Origin of the sequence: Microbacterium hydrothermale (assembly GCF_004854025.1) — a bacterium.
GTDB classification, from domain to species: domain Bacteria; phylum Actinomycetota; class Actinomycetes; order Actinomycetales; family Microbacteriaceae; genus Microbacterium; species Microbacterium hydrothermale.
Genome location: NZ_STGM01000002.1, coordinates 252,467 through 270,612, shown reverse-complemented (window position 1 = coordinate 270,612; position 18,146 = coordinate 252,467). Strand labels below are relative to the sequence as shown.

15 protein-coding genes are annotated in these 18,146 nt (G+C 71.5%); 5 read left to right on the top strand and 10 right to left on the bottom strand.

Translation table 11 applies throughout. From position 1 onward, the window contains the following. Positions 1–116 precede the first annotated feature (116 nt). Entirely contained in the window at positions 117–689 is a 573-nt protein-coding gene (locus FB047_RS04925) for a DNA-3-methyladenine glycosylase I (RefSeq protein WP_136586086.1), read from the top strand. Between the two features lie 19 nt (positions 690–708). Here FB047_RS04925 and FB047_RS17345 read toward each other — a convergent pair whose 3' ends face one another. Then, positions 709–831 carry a hypothetical protein gene (locus FB047_RS17345; protein WP_264629851.1) on the bottom strand — a complete coding sequence of 41 codons (123 nt, stop codon included), beginning with the start codon at positions 829–831 and terminating at the stop codon, positions 709–711. Between the two features lie 243 nt (positions 832–1,074). On the opposite strand from FB047_RS17345, the gene FB047_RS04920 reads away from it, so the two are divergent. Next, entirely contained in the window at positions 1,075–2,622 is a 1,548-nt protein-coding gene (locus FB047_RS04920) for a DEAD/DEAH box helicase (RefSeq protein WP_136586085.1), read from the top strand. Between the two features lie 381 nt (positions 2,623–3,003). Here the strand turns inward: FB047_RS04920 and FB047_RS04915 are convergent, their stop codons facing one another. The 8 genes from FB047_RS04915 to FB047_RS04880 form a co-directional block, all read right to left on the bottom strand. After that, positions 3,004–3,480: a recombinase family protein gene (locus FB047_RS04915; protein WP_136586084.1), complete on the bottom strand. Its 477-nt coding sequence runs from the start codon at positions 3,478–3,480 to the stop codon at positions 3,004–3,006. A 250-nt stretch (positions 3,481–3,730) separates the two neighbouring features. Continuing rightward, positions 3,731–4,483 (bottom strand): SDR family NAD(P)-dependent oxidoreductase, encoded by a 753-nt coding sequence (locus FB047_RS04910; RefSeq protein ID WP_136586083.1) that lies wholly within the window; start codon positions 4,481–4,483, stop codon positions 3,731–3,733. 94 nt (positions 4,484–4,577) lie between these two features. Continuing rightward, positions 4,578–6,326, bottom strand: coding sequence for a cation:proton antiporter (locus tag FB047_RS04905; protein ID WP_205822664.1), 1,749 nt, complete (start codon positions 6,324–6,326; stop codon positions 4,578–4,580). 46 nt (positions 6,327–6,372) lie between these two features. Continuing rightward, positions 6,373–7,617, bottom strand: coding sequence for a kynureninase (locus FB047_RS04900; protein ID WP_136586445.1), 1,245 nt, complete (start codon positions 7,615–7,617; stop codon positions 6,373–6,375). A 31-nt stretch (positions 7,618–7,648) separates the two neighbouring features. Beyond that, positions 7,649–8,581: an amidohydrolase family protein gene (locus FB047_RS04895; RefSeq protein WP_240752635.1), complete on the bottom strand. Its 933-nt coding sequence runs from the start codon at positions 8,579–8,581 to the stop codon at positions 7,649–7,651. 5 nt (positions 8,582–8,586) lie between these two features. Next, positions 8,587–8,844 (bottom strand): glutaredoxin family protein, encoded by a 258-nt coding sequence (locus FB047_RS04890; protein WP_136586082.1) that lies wholly within the window; start codon positions 8,842–8,844, stop codon positions 8,587–8,589. A 56-nt stretch (positions 8,845–8,900) separates the two neighbouring features. Continuing rightward, entirely contained in the window at positions 8,901–10,028 is a 1,128-nt protein-coding gene (locus FB047_RS04885; protein ID WP_136586081.1) for a glycosyltransferase, read from the bottom strand. Positions 10,029–10,186: 158 nt separating this feature from the next. Then, positions 10,187–11,347, bottom strand: a complete 1,161-nt coding sequence (locus FB047_RS04880) for a polysaccharide deacetylase family protein (protein ID WP_240752634.1) — start codon at positions 11,345–11,347, stop codon at positions 10,187–10,189. A 110-nt stretch (positions 11,348–11,457) separates the two neighbouring features. On the opposite strand from FB047_RS04880, the gene FB047_RS04875 reads away from it, so the two are divergent. The 3 genes from FB047_RS04875 to FB047_RS04865 all read left to right on the top strand — a co-directional run bounded on the left by FB047_RS04875 (position 11,458) and on the right by FB047_RS04865 (position 15,349). Then, on the top strand, positions 11,458–12,414 hold the full coding sequence (locus FB047_RS04875) for a Gfo/Idh/MocA family protein (protein ID WP_136586080.1): 957 nt from the start codon (positions 11,458–11,460) through the stop codon (positions 12,412–12,414). A gap of 54 nt (positions 12,415–12,468) precedes the next feature. After that, the gene (gene chrA / locus FB047_RS04870; RefSeq protein WP_136586079.1) at positions 12,469–13,662 is read left to right on the top strand and encodes a chromate efflux transporter; all 1,194 of its coding nucleotides are present in this window, start codon (positions 12,469–12,471) and stop codon (positions 13,660–13,662) included. A gap of 103 nt (positions 13,663–13,765) precedes the next feature. Further along, positions 13,766–15,349, top strand: coding sequence for an AMP-binding protein (locus tag FB047_RS04865; RefSeq protein WP_136586078.1), 1,584 nt, complete (start codon positions 13,766–13,768; stop codon positions 15,347–15,349). 391 nt (positions 15,350–15,740) lie between these two features. Here FB047_RS04865 and FB047_RS04860 read toward each other — a convergent pair whose 3' ends face one another. Further along, positions 15,741–17,804, bottom strand: coding sequence for an MDR family MFS transporter (locus FB047_RS04860; protein ID WP_205822662.1), 2,064 nt, complete (start codon positions 17,802–17,804; stop codon positions 15,741–15,743). Positions 17,805–18,146: the final 342 nt, after the last annotated feature.

Genomic DNA, 18,146 nt, shown 5'->3' with positions numbered 1-18,146 from the left:
CAGGGGATGACGCGAGAACAGGCCGATCCGTCGAGGGTCGGCCTGTTCTCGCGTCACTGGTCCGCCGCTGTGACGCGGCGCGGCGCGATGTCGGAGGCCCCGCCTAGCCTGGACGCATGAGCGATCTCGTCACCGGGTCCGACGGCGTCACCCGCTGCGCGTGGGCGGGCACCGACGCCGAGTACCAGCGGTACCACGACGAAGAGTGGGGCACCGAGCTGCGCGGCGACCGTCCGCTGTTCGAGAAGATGAGCCTCGAGGGCTTCCAGGCGGGCCTCGCCTGGATCACGATCCTGCGCAAGCGTCCGCGCTTCCGCGAGGTGTTCGACGGTTTCGAGCCGTCGATCGTGGCGAGCTTCGGCCCCGACGACGTCGAGCGGCTCCTCCAGGATGCCGGCATCATCCGCCACCGCGGAAAAATCGAGGCCGTGATCGGCAACGCCCGCATCGTGGCGGCCATGGCTGAGGGCGAATTCGACGCTCTGATGTGGTCGTTCGCCCCCGCCGCGCACACACCCCCGGCGACCTTCGCCGAGGTGCCGGCCGTGACCCCCGAGTCGACCGCGATGAGCAAGGAACTGCGTCGCCGCGGATTCCGCTTCGTCGGACCGACCACGATGTACGCCCTCATGCAGTCCTCGGGCATGGTCGACGACCACGTGGCGGGGTGCTGGCGCGCCGCCGCGTGACTCTTCCCTGGTCGCGCGCTCAGCCGATGGTGCTGTCGTGAGCGTCGAGTTCTCGCAACCGCCGCAGCTTCGCCCACGGCCAGAACCCGATCCAGGCGATCGACGCGATCGAGGCGCCCATGATCATCGAGGCGATATCCATGCCATCGACGGTACGAGTGCTCGCGCCTCTGCGGATCCCCCGAGAGACGGAGATGACCGTCCCACCCGGTAGACTGATCTCTGGAGCTTTCGCTCCACGCGTCGTCGAACGCACCGGCCCCCTCTTCTCGGGCCTTTGACCTTCACGGCGAACGGATGCGCCACCCGGCGCCTTCGCCCCTGCAGCCGCAGCATCGCGGCATCCCGAACCGCCGTGCGCGCGTGCGCCGCGGCAGGAGTATTCATGACGTCCCAGACTTTCGCCGACCTCGGCGTGCCCGCCCCCCTCATCGACGTTCTCGCCGCTCAGGGCAAGAACGAGCCGTTCCCGATCCAGGCCGACACCCTGCCCGACACCCTCGCCGGCCGTGACGTGCTCGGCCGCGGCAAGACCGGCTCGGGCAAGACCCTCGCCTTCTCGCTGCCGCTGGTCGCCCGGCTCGCCGCCAAGGCCGACCGCCGCCGCGGCCGCAAGCCCCGCGCGCTCGTGCTGGCTCCGACCCGCGAGCTGGCCAACCAGATCGACGAGGTCATCAAGCCCCTCGCCGCGGCCTACGACCTCGTGACCACGACGGTCTACGGCGGCGTGAACCAGAAGCGCCAGGTCGACGCGTTGAACGCCGGCGTCGACATCCTCGTCGCGTGCCCCGGTCGCCTCGAAGACCTGATCGGTCAGGGCTTCGCGAACCTCGGCGACGTCGAGATCACCGTTCTCGACGAGGCCGACCACATGGCCGACCTCGGCTTCCTGCCCGGTGTCACGCGCCTGCTCTCGCGCACCCCCGCCGACGGACAGCGCCTGCTCTTCTCGGCGACGCTGGACAACGGCGTGGACAAGCTCGTCAAGCGCTTCCTGCGCAACGAGGTGCTGCACTCGGTCGACGAGGCCCACTCGCACGTCGCCGCGATGACCCACCACGTCTTCGCCCCGGTCGACGCGGATGCCAAGAAGGACCTCGTCCAGACCCTCGCCTCCGGCACCGCCCGCCGCATCCTCTTCATGCGCACCAAGCACCAGGCGAAGAAGCTCGCGAAGCAGCTGACGGCCTCGGGCATCCCCGCCGTCGACCTGCACGGCAACCTCTCGCAGCCCGCCCGCGACCGCAACCTGGCCGCCTTCGGCGACGGTCGCGCCAAGGTGCTCGTGGCCACCGACGTCGCCGCGCGCGGTGTGCACGTCGATGGCGTGGAGCTGGTCGTGCACGTCGACCCGCCCGTCGAGCACAAGGCGTACCTGCACCGCTCCGGCCGCACCGCGCGCGCCGGCACCGCCGGTGACGTGGTGACGATCATGCTCCCCGAGCAGCGTCGCGACACCCTCGACATCCTGCGTAAGGCCAAGATCTCGGCCACCCCGCAGCAGGTCACCTCCACCTCTCCCGAGGTCGTCGCCCTGGTCGGCGAGGTGGCCCCCTACGTCAAGCCCGAGCCGGTCGTCGCGCAGCCCCAGGGCGGCGGACGTTCGCAGGGCGCCAACGCCCAGCGCAAGCGCGCGGCCCGCGGTGAGGGCCAGCAATCCTCGGCCCGCGGCGGCGCACAGGGCGGCGGCGGTCGTCGTCGCGGCGCGGGTGCCCCGGCATCCGACGCTCCGGCCGGTGGTCGCGCTCCGCAGGGCGGTCGCGGCGGCCAGCGCTCCGGCGCGGGCCGCGGCCAGGGCGGAGCGGGTGCGCAGCGCACCGGCGCCCCCGCTGCCCGTCCGCAGGGCGCCGGGCGTTCGGCATCCGGAACCCCCACCACCGGCATGGTCGTCGGCGCCCGCAACCCGCGGACGAACCGTCGCGCCCAGGGCTGAGTCGCTTCTCCCGGTGCCCCCGCAGATCCGTCTGCGGGGGCACCGTCGTGTGCGGGCGGCCACCGCCGTCTGGTGACGGCGCGGCCGTCGTGCGGACTCGGGGTATTCCGGATGCCGCGGGGTCGAGGTCGGGGCTCGGACTCCGCGGGACGGTCGTTGTGGGTCCGGCCCAACCGTCGTGCGGAGTCGGCGGGTGACACGCCGGTTCCGGATGCCGTGGGGCCGCGGTTGGGGCTCGGACTCCGCGTGACGGTTGTTGTGGGTCCGGCTCGGCCGTCGTGCGGAGTCGGCGGGTGACACGCCGGCCCAGGATGCCGCGGGGCCGCGATGCGGGCGAGGACTCCGCCGGACGGCTCCTGCGACGCCTCAGTTCCGCCCCGGTCAGCCCCGGGACGGAAGTGAGGCGTCGTGCAGGTGCCGGTCGCCGTGCGACAACACCTTCACCATCACGCCGCGTCGGCGCAGGTCGGCGACCGCACGGTTGGCATCCTCTCGGGTCGCTCCGAGAGCGTGGATGCTCGCGACCACGAGCACGTCGCCGCTCGTCAGCGTGCCGAAGAACCGGTCGAGGCGGTTCGCCCACCCCTCGAGCGTCTCCGGGGCGGGGTGGCGGAAGCCCTCGATGGGCACGCCGAAGCGGGTGAGATCGTCGCGCTGCTGCACGACGGTGGGCATGTCGGGCCGCGACACCACCAGTCCGACGAGACGGGATCCGGCGGGACGCGCGCGCCACCAGTCGCGATCACTCTGCAACTCGGTGAAGCACTTCGGGCACTCGGCCGCGGTGTGCATCACGTGGACCGGGCTGGTCCCGGCGGCATCCGCGGATGACGGCATCGTCGGGATCGGATCGCTCATGGAAACCTCCGCGACCATTGTGCCCCACGCCCCTGCGAAACCGCCCTCCGGGCCGGGGTCGGCGCCCCCTCGTCCCACTTATGACGGTGCTCGTCCCGAAAAGTGCGGGTCGAGGGCGTCAGCACCGACCAGAAGTGGGACATGCCCGCCCTCACGGGCGAGACCCGCGCCCGGCACCGCCCCCGGCACGAACACCCCCGCACGACGAAGGCCCGCCGCACCTCACGCGCGGCGGGCCCGGGGCGGTGGCTCAGTGCGCCGAGTATCCGCCGTCGACGAGGTGGTAGCTGCCCGAGATGAACGATGCGGCGTCGCTCAGCAGGAAGAGCGTGAGCGCGGCGACCTCGGAGTCGGTGCCGAGGCGACCGGTGGCGTGCTCGTTCTCGAGGTGCGTCAGTGCCTCGGGGCTCAGGCTCGAGCGGACGAGGGGCGTGTCGATGAATCCGGGACCGACGGCGTTGGTGCGCACGCCCTTCGCGGTGTATTCCAGCGCCGCAACCTTCGTCAGGCCGACCAGTGCGTGCTTGCTGGCGACGTAGGCGGCGTTCTGCGCGATGCCGACCGAGCCCAGCACGGATGCCATGTTGACGATCGCCCCGCCGCCGGAGGCGACGATGGCCGGCAGCTCGAACTTCAGGCCGTAGAAGACGCCGTCCAGGTCGACCGCGCGCACGCGGTCCCACGCCTCGACGTCGTAGTCGCCGATGTTCTGCGGCGGGGCGCCGATGCCGGCGTTGTTGACGGCGAGGTGGAGCCCGCCGAAGGTGTCCTGCGCGAAGGCGACGGCCGCCTGCGAGTCCTGCCACTTCGCGGTGTTCTGCACGAAGGCCGCGGCGGTTCCGCCCGCGTCGGTGATCTGCTGCACGACGCGCTCGGCGGCATCCTGGTTGATGTCGGTGACGACGACCGACGCCCCTTCCGCTGCCAGCTCCCGCGCGATCGCGGCTCCGATTCCGCTGCCGCCACCGGTGACGAGGGCGACCTTCTGGGCGAACCTGCTCATGGATGCACTTCTCTCCCGCCGTCGAGTCACCGCGGATCTCGTGGCGACCGCATGCGCATGAATATAAACAGGGATGCCGCCGACGGTATTCCGCTCAGGCGTCCTCGCCGTCGTCGATGCGCAGCTCGAGACTCAGCTGATCGGCGTCGAGTTCGGCGAGGGCGTGGCGCAGGGCGGCGGTGCTGTAGCGGCCGTCGCGGCCGACGTCGTGCAGGCGGTGCCGCATCGCCTCGATGGAGGCGAGCCGCAGCTCGAGGAAATCGCGCACGCGCGTCGAGGCCTCCTCGTCGGGAGGCTGCACGAGGCGGGCGCCGGCCCGCTCGATCATCTCCGCGGGGAAGGCCTCGCCGTCGCGCCGCACGAGCGTTCCCGACTGCACGGCCGCGATCGCGGCATCCCGCAGCTCCGCGTCGAGGGCGCGCTGCTCGTCGCGGGAGGGCCCCTCGCCCCCGTCGCCCGCGAGTCCGATCCGGCGGACGACGGTCGGGAGGGTCAGGCCCTGCAGCACCAGGCTGAACAGGGCGACCAGGAACGCGACGAAGATCAGCAGGGGGCGCTGCGAGGTTTCCACGGGGAGCGTCTGGGCGGCCGCGAGGGTCACGACGCCGCGCATCCCGGCCCAGACGATGACGCTCCCGTGACGCGCGTCGAGCGGGGTGTCGCGGTAGTAGTCGAGATCGGCCATCGTGCGGGCGATGCGCGTGCGCATCCACCCGATGCGCCGCTCGGCGCGAGCGGGGTCTTCGAGACGCGCGCCGAATTGCTCGGGGGCGGTGCGGTAGGCCTCTTCGAAGCGGTCGAGGCGCCGCTGCGCGTCGTCGACCCTCTCGAGATGCCGGGGGGCGCGGTGGCTGCGTCGTCCCTGGATCCAGATGAGCCACGACACGTACAGCGCGCGCGCGGCGAGCGTGATGCCGAGCGCCGAGAGCGCCAGCCAGGTCCCGTGCCAGAGACCCTCGTGCTCGCGCAGGTTCGCCGTGACGATGTCTTTCAGCTCCAGCCCGAACACGAGGAAGACCCCGCCCTCGAGGATCAGCTCGATCGTGCGCCAGTTGAGCCGGTCGCTAATGCGCTGCTCGGGCGTGAACCGCCGGGCGGCGCCCTGTCCGGTGACGATGCCCGCGACGACCGCCGCGACCAGGCCCGAGCCGCCCAGGTGCTCGGTCGGCAGGTAGGCGATGAACGGCACGGTGAAGCTCAAGGCGGTGTTCGCCGCGGAGTTCGACACGCGCTCCCGCACGCGCAGGTTGACCCACCCGACCACCGCGCCCAGCGCCAGGGCGAGCACGACGGCCCACGCGAAGGATGCCACGGCGTCGCCGAAGGCGAATCCGGATGCCACCGCCGCGGTCGCCGTGCGCAGCAGCACCAGGGCCGTGGCGTCGTTGAGCAGGCTCTCCCCCTCGAGCATCGTCACCACGCGCGGCGAGATGCCCAGGCGCTTCGCGATCGAGGTGGCCACCGCGTCGGTGGGGCTCAGGATGGCCCCCAGCGCGATCGACAGGGCGAGCCCGAGGCCGGGGATGACCGCCCAGAAGAACAGTCCGAGCACGAGCGAGCTGAACACGACCAGCAGCACCGACAGGCCGGCGATGGGGGCGAAGTCGCGGCGGAACTCGATCGCGGGCAGTTGCACGGCCGCGGAGTACAGCAAGGGCGGGAGCACCCCGATGAGGATGACCTCGGGGTTCACCGCGAACGCCGGCACGAAGGGCAGCAGGCTGACCCCCGCGCCCACCGCGAGCAGAACGAGGGGACCGGCGATGTTGAAGCGCGGCCCGATGACCGTGGCGAGGGCGACGACCACCACGCCGGCGACGACGATGATGAGCGGATCGATCACCTCTCGAGGCTAGCCCCCCGCCTCGTGCGGCCTCGACCGCGGCGTGTCAGGCTTCGGCGCGGAGCGCGTCGGCCACGGCCCGCATGCCCGCGAGCGTCTCGGTGAAGCTCGTCGACAGGGGGGACAGTCCGATGCGCAGCCCGTGCGGATCGCGGTAGTCGGGGATGACGTCGCCGCGCCACAGCCGCGCGGTGACCGCGCGCATCGCGGGGTGCGACAGGGTGATGTGCCCTCCGCGCTCGGCGGGATCGCGCGGCGAGGCGAGGCTCACACCGAGGGGACTCAGGATGCCGTCCGCCACCCGCACCGCGAAGTCGGTCAGCGCGATCGACTTGCGACGGATCGCGTCGATCCCGGCCTCGTCGAGGAGGTCGAGGGTGTCCTGCATCGCGAGCATGCCGAGCACCGGCGGCGTCCCCGACAGGAAACGGCGCATGCCGTCGGCGGGACGGTACTGCGGGCCCATCGAGAACACGTCGGCCGCCCCCATCCACCCCTGCACCGGCTGCGTGAGGCGGTGCTGGTGCCGTGCGGCGACGTACGCGAAAGCGGGGGAGCCCGGTCCGCCGTTGAGGTACTTGTAGGTGCAGCCGACGGCGAGGTCCACTCCCCACGCGTCGAGGTCCATCGGCACGGATCCGGCGGAGTGGCACAGATCCCACAGCACGAGAGCGCCCGCTTCGTGGGCGATCCGGGTGAGGGCGGGGCCGTCGGCGAGGTACCCGGAGCGGTACGAGACGTGGCTGAGCAGCACCACCGCGGTGCGCGGACCGACCGCGGCGCGCAGCAGGTCGGCATCCACGCCGCGGGACGTGTCGACCTCCACCCAGACGACGCGGGCGCCCCGCTCGGCGGCGATGCCCTCGACGAGATAGCGATCGGTGGGGAAGTCGTCGCGGCCCACGACGATCTCGACCCGCTCGGGGTCGGCGGCGCTCTGGGCGTCGAGGGCGGCGCGCAGCAGCTTGTAGAGCAGCACGGTCGTTGAGTCGCCGATCACGGTCTGCCCGGATGCCGCGCCCAGGGCGAGGGCGCCGATGCGGTCGCCGATCGCGAAGGGCAGGTCCATCCACGCCTCGTCCCATCCGCGGATGAGGCGTCCGCCCCACTCGTCGGTGACGAAGCGCGCGAGGCGCTCGGCGGTGGCGCGGGGAGGGCGTCCGAGGGAGTTGCCGTCGAAGTAGATGAGCGACGTCTCCGCGCCGACGAAGGCGGCGCGGTGCGCCGCGAGCGGGTCGTCGGCGTCGAGGGCGGCCGCCTCGACCTCCAGCGAGGGGTGCGGCACCTCCAGGCGGTCGACGGATCCGAAGTCGGGGGAGGGGTCAGTCGACACGCGTCAGCTCCTCGGTCGGGACGACGGTGGCCCGGCTCAGCCAGGTGGGAACGTCGTCGGCGGGTGCGGCACCGGCGGGAGCGGGACCGGCGATGAAGGTCGAGACGCCGAGGGTCCGCTCCGCGCGGGGCCAGGGGTCCGTCAGTGCGGCGATGAGGGCGTCGTCGCGCACGCCGGCCTCGTGCAGGGCCAGCAGCTCCCGCCTGTTCACGCCGACGGGGAGGGGGCCGTTGCCCAGGTCGGTGCCGTAGAGCACCCGGCCGCCGCGCGCCGCGAACGCGCGCACGTTCGCGATCGCGACGTCGCGCGCCGCGCCGCGGTGGATGTCGAGGGTGGAGATCCACGCCTGACCGGCGGACACGGCCTTCGCGAGCAGCCGTCGCGAGACGGGGGCGTCGAAGGGGGCGTGGGCGAGGACCGACACTCCCGCCTCGATGGCGCGTTCCACCTGTCCGGCGCCCTGCGCGTGCGCGACCACGGGCAGCCCGCGCTCGCGGGCCGCCGCGACGATCGCGGCGAGGGTGTCGTCGTCGGGAACCGGGCCCGCGTCGACGTTCAACGCCACTTTGACGACCGAGGCCCCGGCATCCACCTGCGCGTCTACCGCCGTGCGCGCACCGCCGGAGACCCCCGGATGCCGCGAACTCGCGGTCACCACGCGCACGATGTCGGCGGGGGCCCAGGAACGACCGAGGGGATACCCTCCGGGGACGGTCAGGAACGCCCCCGCGTAGGACACGCGGGGGAGGCCGTCGACGCGACGGGCGAGGGCGACGGGATCACCGCCGAGATCGACGACGGCGGCGACCCCGCGCCGGGGGAGCCCGGCGGCGTCGATGAGGTGCAGGTGCACGTGGTGATCGACGAAGGCCGGCAGCATCGTGCCGGCCTCGCCGGTCAGCGCCCGCCGGACCGGCTGCACGGTGCTCAGATGAGCGAGAGTTCGCGGAGCTTCGCCTCGACGTCGGCGTTGGAGGGCTCGACGTGGTGGCTGGAGTCGGGGTAGACGACGACGGGGATGCTCGTGCGGCCCGAGATCTCCTTGGCGACATCGGCCGCGGCGGGGTCGGCGACGAGGTCGATGTACTCGTAGTCGATGCCGAGCTCGTCGAGCTGCTTCTTGGTGCGGATGCAATCGCGGCACCAGTCGGCGCCGAACATACGGATGGATGCGTCGGAGGACATGTCTCCAGCGTACGCCGCCGCCGCTGTGCGGGCGCGGAGTCCCGCGGGGTCGGGGCTCAGGCGGTGACTTCGTCTTCGAGCGGCTCGACGGCGCGCACGACCTTGCCGACGCGGCTCTTCTTGGGCGCGTAGACCACGAGAGCGTGGAAGACGAAGCGCACCACGAACGCCGCGATGAGGGTGAGGGCGGCCGCGACGACGCTCTGGATGTGCGCCTGGCTCACGAGCACCCAGATGACCGGGATGCGCACGATGGCCTCGATGCCGTTGAACGTGAACGACTTCACGAAGCGGTGGCGCATGAGTCCGGATTCGGCGCGCATGTCGGCGAAGACGAGGTACTCGAGGGCGAGGAAGTTCGCGATGATCGTCACGATGCTCGCGATCACCGCGGCGACGATGTACTGCACGCCCACGGCCTGCAGGGCTCCCATGATGAGGAGGTTGGCGACGGCGCCGAGGCCGCCGACCAGCGCGAACGCCGACATGCGACCGAAGCGCAGCATCGTCAGCTGGGTCAGGAAGCGCATGCCCTGGCTGAACGAGGCCTTCGACTCCCCGGCGAAGCGCGGAGCGAACGAGAACGGCACCTCGGCGACGCGCATCTGCTTGCGCGCGAGGATCTCGAGGAGGATCTTGAAGCCCCGCGGCTGCAGGGTCTCGACCTCGAGTGAGCGACGGTCGACGAGGAAGAACCCGGTCATCGGGTCGGAGCAGTTGTGCAGCTTCTTCGGGAACATCGCCTTGGTCAGCAGCGTCGACGCGCGCGAGACGGTCGTGCGCACGGCGTTGGCGAGACCGTCGGACGTCCCGCCCGCGATGTAGCGGGAGGCGACGACGACGTCGGCGTCTCCCTCTTCGGCCCGCGCGAGCAGCTCGGCGATGACCTCGGGCGGGTGCTGCAGGTCGCCGTCCATGACGACGCAGTAGTCGGATGCCGCGGCCTTGATGCCCTCGACCACAGCACCGCCCAGACCGCCGACGGGCTCGTCGCGGTGAATGAGGCGCACCGGGACCGTGGCGGTCGCGGCGACCGCCCGGATGATGTCGGGGGTGTCGTCGCGGGAGTCGTCGACGAAGATGATCTCCACGTCTCGACCGAGCAGGGCGTCCGTCGTGCGACGGACCAGCTCGGCGACGTTCGGACCCTCGTTGAAGGTCGGAACGATGACGGAAATATCCATGTGTGCTCGCGTTTTCTCGGTAAGCCAGAAGTACACAGCGTAGACCGGCCGACGCGTGCCCAAATTGGGATTGTGGAGGAGTTACCTGGGAGCTAGCGGGTGTTCACCCCAGCGTCCGGCCAGAAACAGCTCTCCATCGGCACGATCTCTTGTCGTGCTCAGCCGATCTTCGCCTTGAGGTCGTCGACGGTCATTCCGTAATTGACCCTGACGACGGGCAGGGCCAGCTTATCGGTGCCGATGCGCACGTACCCGGGCTCGATGGTGCGGCCGAGGGCGAAACCGGCGCGACGCACGCCCTCTTTCGTCGTCTCGTTGTAATGCCCGAAGGGGTAGGCGACCACTTCTTTGGCCCCGAGGATCCGGGCAGACTCCTCCAGGTCGGCGGCGATCGTGTCGGCGTCGTCGTTGACCATCCGCCCCTTGCCGTTGGGGCCGGCGCGGTGCATGTCGTGCGTGTGCGATCGCTGCAGCACGAAGGTGTTCGGGGTCGGCTCGGTGCGGAACGAGGTGATGACGAACGACGTGGTCAGCAGGTTCTTGCCGTCGACGATCGGGGCGGCCAGCTCGAGCCAACTGGAGTCGGCGTCGTCGTCGGTGATGATCACGGAGTGCTTCGGCAGGAAGAGCCGGCCGTCGATGAAGGCGCTCAGCTCGTCCCAGGTCGGCAGGTAGAAGTCCGCGTCCTTGATATACGCCATCTGCGCGTCGAAGTCGCCGACGTAGGCGTAGTTGCCGCGGAGCCAGCCGTCCTCGCCCTCCGGCTTCCGCGTGAACTGGTGGTACATGAGGATCGGGATGCCGGCGTCCTCGGCCGTGTTCGCCGCGGGCGTGGTCCATCCGGCGTGCAGTACCCGCTCCCTGTCGGTGCAGGCGACCAGATCGGCGCCGTTCACGCGAGCGGAGGCCGTCAGCGCCGCGGCATCGGCGGTGGTGGGGTACCAGCCGGCGAACACGCGGCCCTCGGCCTGCGGGATGGGCAGGGCCTCGTAGCGGTAGCCCTGGGTCTGCACCTGAGGGTCGAGGGCGATGCCCTCGCCCGCGAACGACACCGCGCAGGCATTCGGATCGGTGGTGGTCGACAGGAGCCGCTCGGCCGGGGTGAGGGGAGTCGGGGTCGGGGTGGGCGTCGGCGTGGGGGTGCTCGAGGCGACCGTGGTGGCCGCGTCGGTCGTGTCGGGGGAGCCGCCTCCGCGCGTGACGGCGAAGACGGCGACGCCGCCCGCGATGACCGCGACGGCGACGACGGAGACGAGGGCGCGCCGCGCGCGCACGCGGCGGCTGGCGCGCCGGCGGCGGGCGGCTCGGGTGATCGTCATGAACGGTGCCTCGGGATCGGGTGGGGCGGCTCGCCGCGATCCTAGCGGGACGATCCGCGCCGTCCGGGGGACCGGCGCGCCGCGATGCGCGCGCGCGAGAGGATGGGGAGATGATCCGCATCGGCATCGTCGGCACCAGCAGCATCTCGGAACGCTTCGTCGAGGCCGTCGACGCGGTCGACGGCGTCGCCGTGTCGCGCGTGGCCTCGCGCGACGCCGACCGGGCGCGTTCCTTCGCCGACGCCGTCGGCGCGCCGGGCACCGCGGTCGGTCTCGACGATCTGCTCTCCGCCGACGACGTCGACGCCGTCTACCTCGCCAGCCCCAACTCCGTGCACGCGGAGCAGATCGCCGCGGCGGTGGATGCCGGCATCCCGACGCTCGTCGAGAAGCCCGCGGTGCTGTCGGCCGACGACTGGAACGCCGCGGTGCGCGATGCCCGCGCGCGGGGCGTCGTACTGCTGGAGGCCATGCGCTCCGCGTACGACCCCGGTCTCGCGGCGGTGCGCGAGCTGCTGCCCCGACTCGGAACCGTGCGGCGGGTCTCGCTGCGCTACGAGAAGAGATCGGCGCGCTACGACCACGTGCTGGCGGGCGAGCAGACGAACATCTTCGACCCCGCGCTGGGGGGAAGCTCCCTCCGCGACCTCGGCGTGTACCCCCTGCACGCGCTCGTGCGCCTCTTCGGCCGGCCCCGGGCGGTGCACGGCGTGCGGGTGGGCATCGCGTCCGGCACCGACGGCCTGGGCAGCGCGCTGGCCGTCTACGACGGCTTCGTCGCCGACGTCGCGTGGTCGAAGATCACCGACACCGCTCTGCCGAGCGAGATCCAGGGAGAGGAGGGCTCGCTCACGATCGACGCGATCGATGCGCCGCGCCGGCTCACCCTCACGCCGCGGGGGCGGACTCCCCAGGTCATCGAGGTCGACGCTCCGCCGTCGCCGATGGCGGGTGAGGTCGAGCGCTTCCGCGACGCGATCGCCGGAGCCGACGTCACCGAGGATCAGGACCTCACGGCGCTGACCCTGCGCCTCGTCGACGAGGTGCTCGCGGTCCCGCTCTCCTAGCGGCGACCCCCGAGAGTTCACCTGCCGTTTCCCCCGCGGCGAGAGGATCCGGGGATGCAGAGGACCGGTTCGGTGGGAGAGGTCTTCCTCGCCTTCCTGCGCCTCGGCGTCACCTCCTTCGGCGGGCCCGTCGCCCACCTCGGGTACTTCCGCGACGATCTCGTCGTGCGCCGCCGGTGGATGGACGACCGGGCGTATGCCGACCTCGTCGCCCTGTGCCAGTTCCTCCCTGGCCCCGCCTCCAGCCAGGTGGGGTTCGCGATCGGTCTGCAACGCGCGGGCCTGGGCGGTGCGCTGGCGGCCTTCGCCGCGTTCACCCTTCCCTCGGCGGTGCTGCTGGTCGCCTTCGCCGCCGGTGCCGCCGCGCTCGGCGGGCCCGTGGGAGGCGGGGTTCTCGGCGGTCTCAAGATCGTCGCCGTGGCGATCGTCGCCCACGCGGTGTGGGGGATGGCGCGCACCCTCACCCCCGACGCCCGCCGCGCGGGCATCGCCGTCGTGGCCCTCGCCCTCGCGCTGCTGCTCCCGGCGGCGCCGGGGCAGCTCGGTGCGCTCGCTGTCGGCGTCGTCGCGGGGCTCGTCCTGCTGCGCGACGGAGACTCCCCGCCCGAGAACGAGCTTCCGCCGTTCGGCGTCCCCCGCGCGGTCGCCGTCGGGTGTCTTCTCGTCTTCGTGCTCGGCCTCGTCGTCCTGCCGCTGCTGACCGTGGCGACGGGATCGGGAGCGGTGGCCCTCGCCGACGCGTTCTTCCGGTCGGGGGCCCTCGTGTTCGGCGGCGGTCACGTCGTGCTGCCCCTGCTGCAGTCCGGGGTCGTGCAGACGGGGTGGGTCTCGCCCGAGACGTTCCTCACGGGCTACGCCGCGGCGCAGGCCGTCCCCGGCCCGCTCTTCACGTTCGCCGCCTTCCTCGGGGCCGTCTCCGACGTGGGACCGGGCGGTTTCGCGGGGGCGGGGATCGCGCTCGCCGCGATCTTCCTCCCCGGCTTCCTCGTGCTGCTGGGCGTGCTTCCGTTCTGGGACGCCGTGCGCCGCCGGCCGCGGGTGCGCGCGGCGATGGGCGGGGCGAACGCCGCGGTCGTCGGCATCCTGGGCGCGGCGCTGTACTCCCCGGTGTTCACCACGGCGATCACCGGGCCGGGACCCCTGGTGCTCGCGGCGATCGGGTTCGTGCTGCTGACGGCCTTCAAGGCGCCCGCCTGGGCGGTCGTGCTCGTGGGGGCCGCGGGCGGCGTCGTCGTCTCGTTCACCTGAGCGGCGGCCGAGAGCCGGTCCCGCGCGGGGTGACACCGCGTCCCACCGATGCCAGGATGAGCGCACGGCCCCGCCGCCGCGACTGTTTTCGAGGGAGAGAACCGTGTTCCAGAGCCCGTACCCGAGCATCGACGTTCCCGATCAGAGCATCTACGACTATCTGTTCGCCTCGCTCACGGAGGACGATCTCGATCGCGTGGCCCTGGTCGACCCGTCCTCGGGAGCCGAGACCACCTATCGGGCCCTCCGCGCGCAGGTCGACGCGTTCGCCGGGGCGCTCGCGGCGCGCGGCGTCGACACCGAGACGGTCGTGGCGATGCTGTGCCCGAACGTTCCCGCGTTCGCGACGGTCTTCCACGGCATCCTGCGCGTGGGCGCCGCGATCACGACGATCAACTCGCTCTACACGGCGCGCGAGATCGAGTCCCAGCTGCGCGATGCCTCCGCGACGTGGCTCGTGACGGTGTCGCCCCTGCTGCCGCAGGCGGCCGCGGCGGCCGAGGCCGCGGGCATCGCCGCCGACCACGTGATCGTGCTCGACGGCGCGGAGGGGCACCCCGACCTGCGGTCGCTGCTGAGCGAGGGCCGCACGCCGCCCGCGGTCTCGTTCGACCCCGCCACCCACATCGCGGTACTGCCCTACTCGTCGGGGACGACCGGCGTGCCGAAGGGCGTGATGCTCTCGCACCGCAACCTCGTCGCCAACGTGCACCAGTGCCGGCCCATCATCGAGATCACCCCCGACGACCGGGTGCTCGCGGTGCTGCCCTTCTTCCACATCTACGGGATGACGGTGCTGCTGAACCTCGCGCTGCGTCAGCGGGCGACGCTCGTGACCATGCCCCGCTTCGACCTCATGGAGTTCCTGCGGGTCGTTCAGGATCACCGCTGCACGTTCCTCTTCATCGCGCCGCCGATCGCGGTCGCCCTCGCGAAGCACCCCGCGGTCGACGACTTCGACCTCTCGAGCGTGCACAGCGTGTTCTCCGGAGCGGCCCCGCTCGACGGCGAGACGGCCGAGACGGCGGGGCGGCGCATCGGCGCCCGGTTCTTCCAGGGATACGGCATGAGCGAGCTGAGTCCCGTCTCGCACGCGATCCCCGCCGACTCGGGCTTCCCGGTCAGCTCGGTGGGTGTGCTCATCCCCGGATGCGACGCCAAGCTCGTCGATCCCGAGACCGGGGCGGAGCTCGAGGAGCACGGCGACGACGGCCTGACCGCGCCGGGGGAGATCTGGGTGCGCGGTCCCAACGTCATGCTCGGGTACCTCAATCGCCCCGATGCCACGGCCGAGACCCTCGACGCCGACGGCTTCCTGCACACCGGCGACATCGGCGTGCACCACGTCGACGGCTACTTCACGATCGTCGACCGGCTCAAGGAACTCATCAAGTACCACGGGTACCAGATCGCCCCCGCCGAGCTCGAGGCCCTGCTGCTGTCGCATCCGGCGATCCAGGATGCCGCGGTCATCGGCGTGCGCGCAGACGACGGCGAGGAGATCCCCAAGGCGTTCGTGGTGACGGCTCCGGAAGCCGGCCTGACGGCCGAGGACGTCATGGCGTTCGTCGCGGAGCACGTCGCGCCCCACAAGAAGGTGCGGCGCGTGGAGTTCATCGACGTCGTGCCGAAGTCCACGTCGGGCAAGATCCTGCGGAAGGACCTGAGGGCGCGCGAGGCCGTTTGACCCCGGCCCGCTCCCGCCGTGGGGCGACGTCGCGCGCCTCTCGCCGTCGGCATCCCCCCTCGTCCCACTTGTGGCGGTGCGTGTCCCATTTGTGGGGGGTGCGGGGCGCGCTGACGCACCATAAGTGGGACATGGATGCTGGAGGGGTCGCCGCTCGCGATCGGCATCCGGCATCCCTCTCGTCCCACTTGTGGCGGTGCATGTCCCACTTGTGGCGGTGCGTGTCCCATTTGTGGGGGGTGCGGGGCGCGCTGACGCACCATAAGTGGGACATGGATGCGGAAAGGCCGACCTCGCGCCGCGGTGCGGGCCCACTCGAGGGGCGGCGACCGCGGCCCGAGGTATGACGAAGGGCGGGGCGTCTCGCGACGGCCCCGCCCTTCGTGCGCGCTCAGGGGGTGAGCAGGGCGCCGGTCTGCGCGGCGGCCTCGTCGGCGCGCTTCTCTTCGTCGTCCTTGCCGCGGCGCTCGTCGGCGGCCTCCTGGAGGGCCGACTTGGCGCGCAGCGGCGGGGTGCGGAAGAACAGCGCGAGCACGAACGCGAGCAGCACCACGCCCATCGCCGTCCAGTACACCGTCGTGGCGGAGGAGTTGAAGCCCACCAGGAACGGCTTGGTCAGTCGCGCGTCGGCGCCCACCAGGAACGACGTGTCGTCGAGCGTGGAGCCGCCGATCGAGGTGTTCTCGTCTCCCGAGGTGAAACGGTCCTCGAGGGTGGTGGCCACCTGGTCGACGAAGGCCGCGCGGTCCGCGTCGTTCGAGAAGTCCAGGCTCACCGATCCGTCGCTTCCGACGCGGGCGACCGGAACCTGCTGCTGGATCTGCGTCGCGGCGGCCGACGTCGCCTGGGCGATCGCGGCCTGCGTGGCCTGCGCCTGGGCGGCTGCCGGGATCTGCCCCGCGGTGACCTGGGCGGCGACCGCCTGGGTCGCGGCATCCTGCGCCTGCTGCACGCCCTGCTGCACCTGCTGGGTCACGGCATCCGTCGTCTGGGTGACGATCGGACCGTAGATGCCCGACATGATCTTCTCGTTGGCCGGTGCCGAGGCCACCGTCGGGTCGAAGGCGGCGTCGAGGGCGTCGGTGAGCGTCTGGCGGTCGGAGAACGAGCCGATGATGTTCGACGGCATGAGCGTGAACAGCAGTGAGAGCAGCACCGCGGTACCGAGCGTTCCGCCGATCTGGCGGAAGAAGGTCGAGCCGCTGGTGGCCACGCCCATGTCGCGCAGGCCGACGGAGTTCTGGCTCGCGATCGTCAGGGTCTGCATGAGCTGACCGAGACCCAGGCCGATGACGAGCATCGCGATCGCGACGTGCCAGTAGGGGCTGTCGTACTTCAGGAACGTCAGCAGGAAGAAGCCGAGCGACATCAGCGCCGTGCCCAGGATCGGGAACATGCGGTAGCGACCGGTGCGCGCGATGATCTGGCCGCTCGCGATGGAGGCGATCATGAGGCCGAGGATCATCGGCAGCATCTCGAAGCCGCTCTCGGTGGGCGTCGAGCCGAGCACGAGCTGCAGGTACAGGGGCAGCGTCAGCATCGCGCCGAACATGCCGAAGCCGACGAGCACGCCGATGATCGTGGCCATCGAGAAGGTGGGGGAGCGGAAGAGCTTCAGCGGGATGAGCGCGTCGTCCTTCATCTTCGTCTCGGCGATGACGAACGCCAGGATGCCGAGAGCCCCGACCACGTAGCAGGCGAGGGCGATCGGCGAGCCCCAGCCCCACTCGCGTCCCTGCTCGGCGACGAGCAGCAGCGGCACGAGGGCGACGATCACGGTCGTGGCGCCCCACCAGTCGATGCGCACCGAGTGGCGCGGCTGCTTCGGGATGTGCAGGAACCGCCACACGATCGCGAGGGCCGCGATGCCGATCGGCACGTTGATGAGGAACACCCAGCGCCAGCCGGTGATGAAGAGGATCTGGTCGGCGCCGGCGAACAGGCCGCCCACGAGCGGGCCGATCACGCTGGAGATGCCGAAGACGGCGAGGAAGTAGCCCTGGTACTTCGCGCGCTCGCGCGGGGCGAGGATGTCGCCCATGATCGCGAGCGGCATCGACATCAGTCCGCCGGCGCCCAGGCCCTGGATCGCGCGGAAGGCGGCGAGCTCGGCCATCGAGGTCGAGAAGCTCGCGAGCACGGAGCCGACGATGAAGATGAGGATCGCCAGGAGGAACAGCGGACGGCGGCCGAAGATGTCGGAGAGCTTGCCGTAGATGGGCGTCGAGATCGTCGAGACGATCAGGTAGGCCGTCGTGACCCAGGCCTGCAGGCTGAGGCCCTGGAGGTCGTCGCCGATCGTGCGGATGGAGGTTCCGACGATCGTCTGGTCGAGCGCGGACAGGAACATGCCGGCCATGAGGCCGAAGATCACGAACATGATCATGCGGTGGGTCATGACCGTGTCGGTGGCAGCCGTATGGGCGCGGCTGCGTCGCGTGGTGATGTCTGACATCTGTCCTCATCGAGAAGGGGTGGCGGGCGGCTCGATCCGGGGCCGGGGCCAGGTGTTTGCTAAAAGTCAACAAATAGTAGCGCTGTCCGGCGGGGTCGGGGAACCGTCCGCGGATCCGCCCGGGTTCGGGCGCGGAGAAATACCCCCGTGGGGGGAGTCCGACCTCGGGCCGGTGTTCGAGGCGCGGGTCGCGCCGGCGGGCGCGGGACGGGCGAGGGCTGCGCCGGGCCCGCGCGGGAACAGGTGATCGTCCGAGGACAGGATGGAGCCGACCGCGGCCGTCCTGTTCTCGAACGAACGCCTGTCCGCACGCGTGCTGCGGGGCGTCTCGTCACGCTGTGC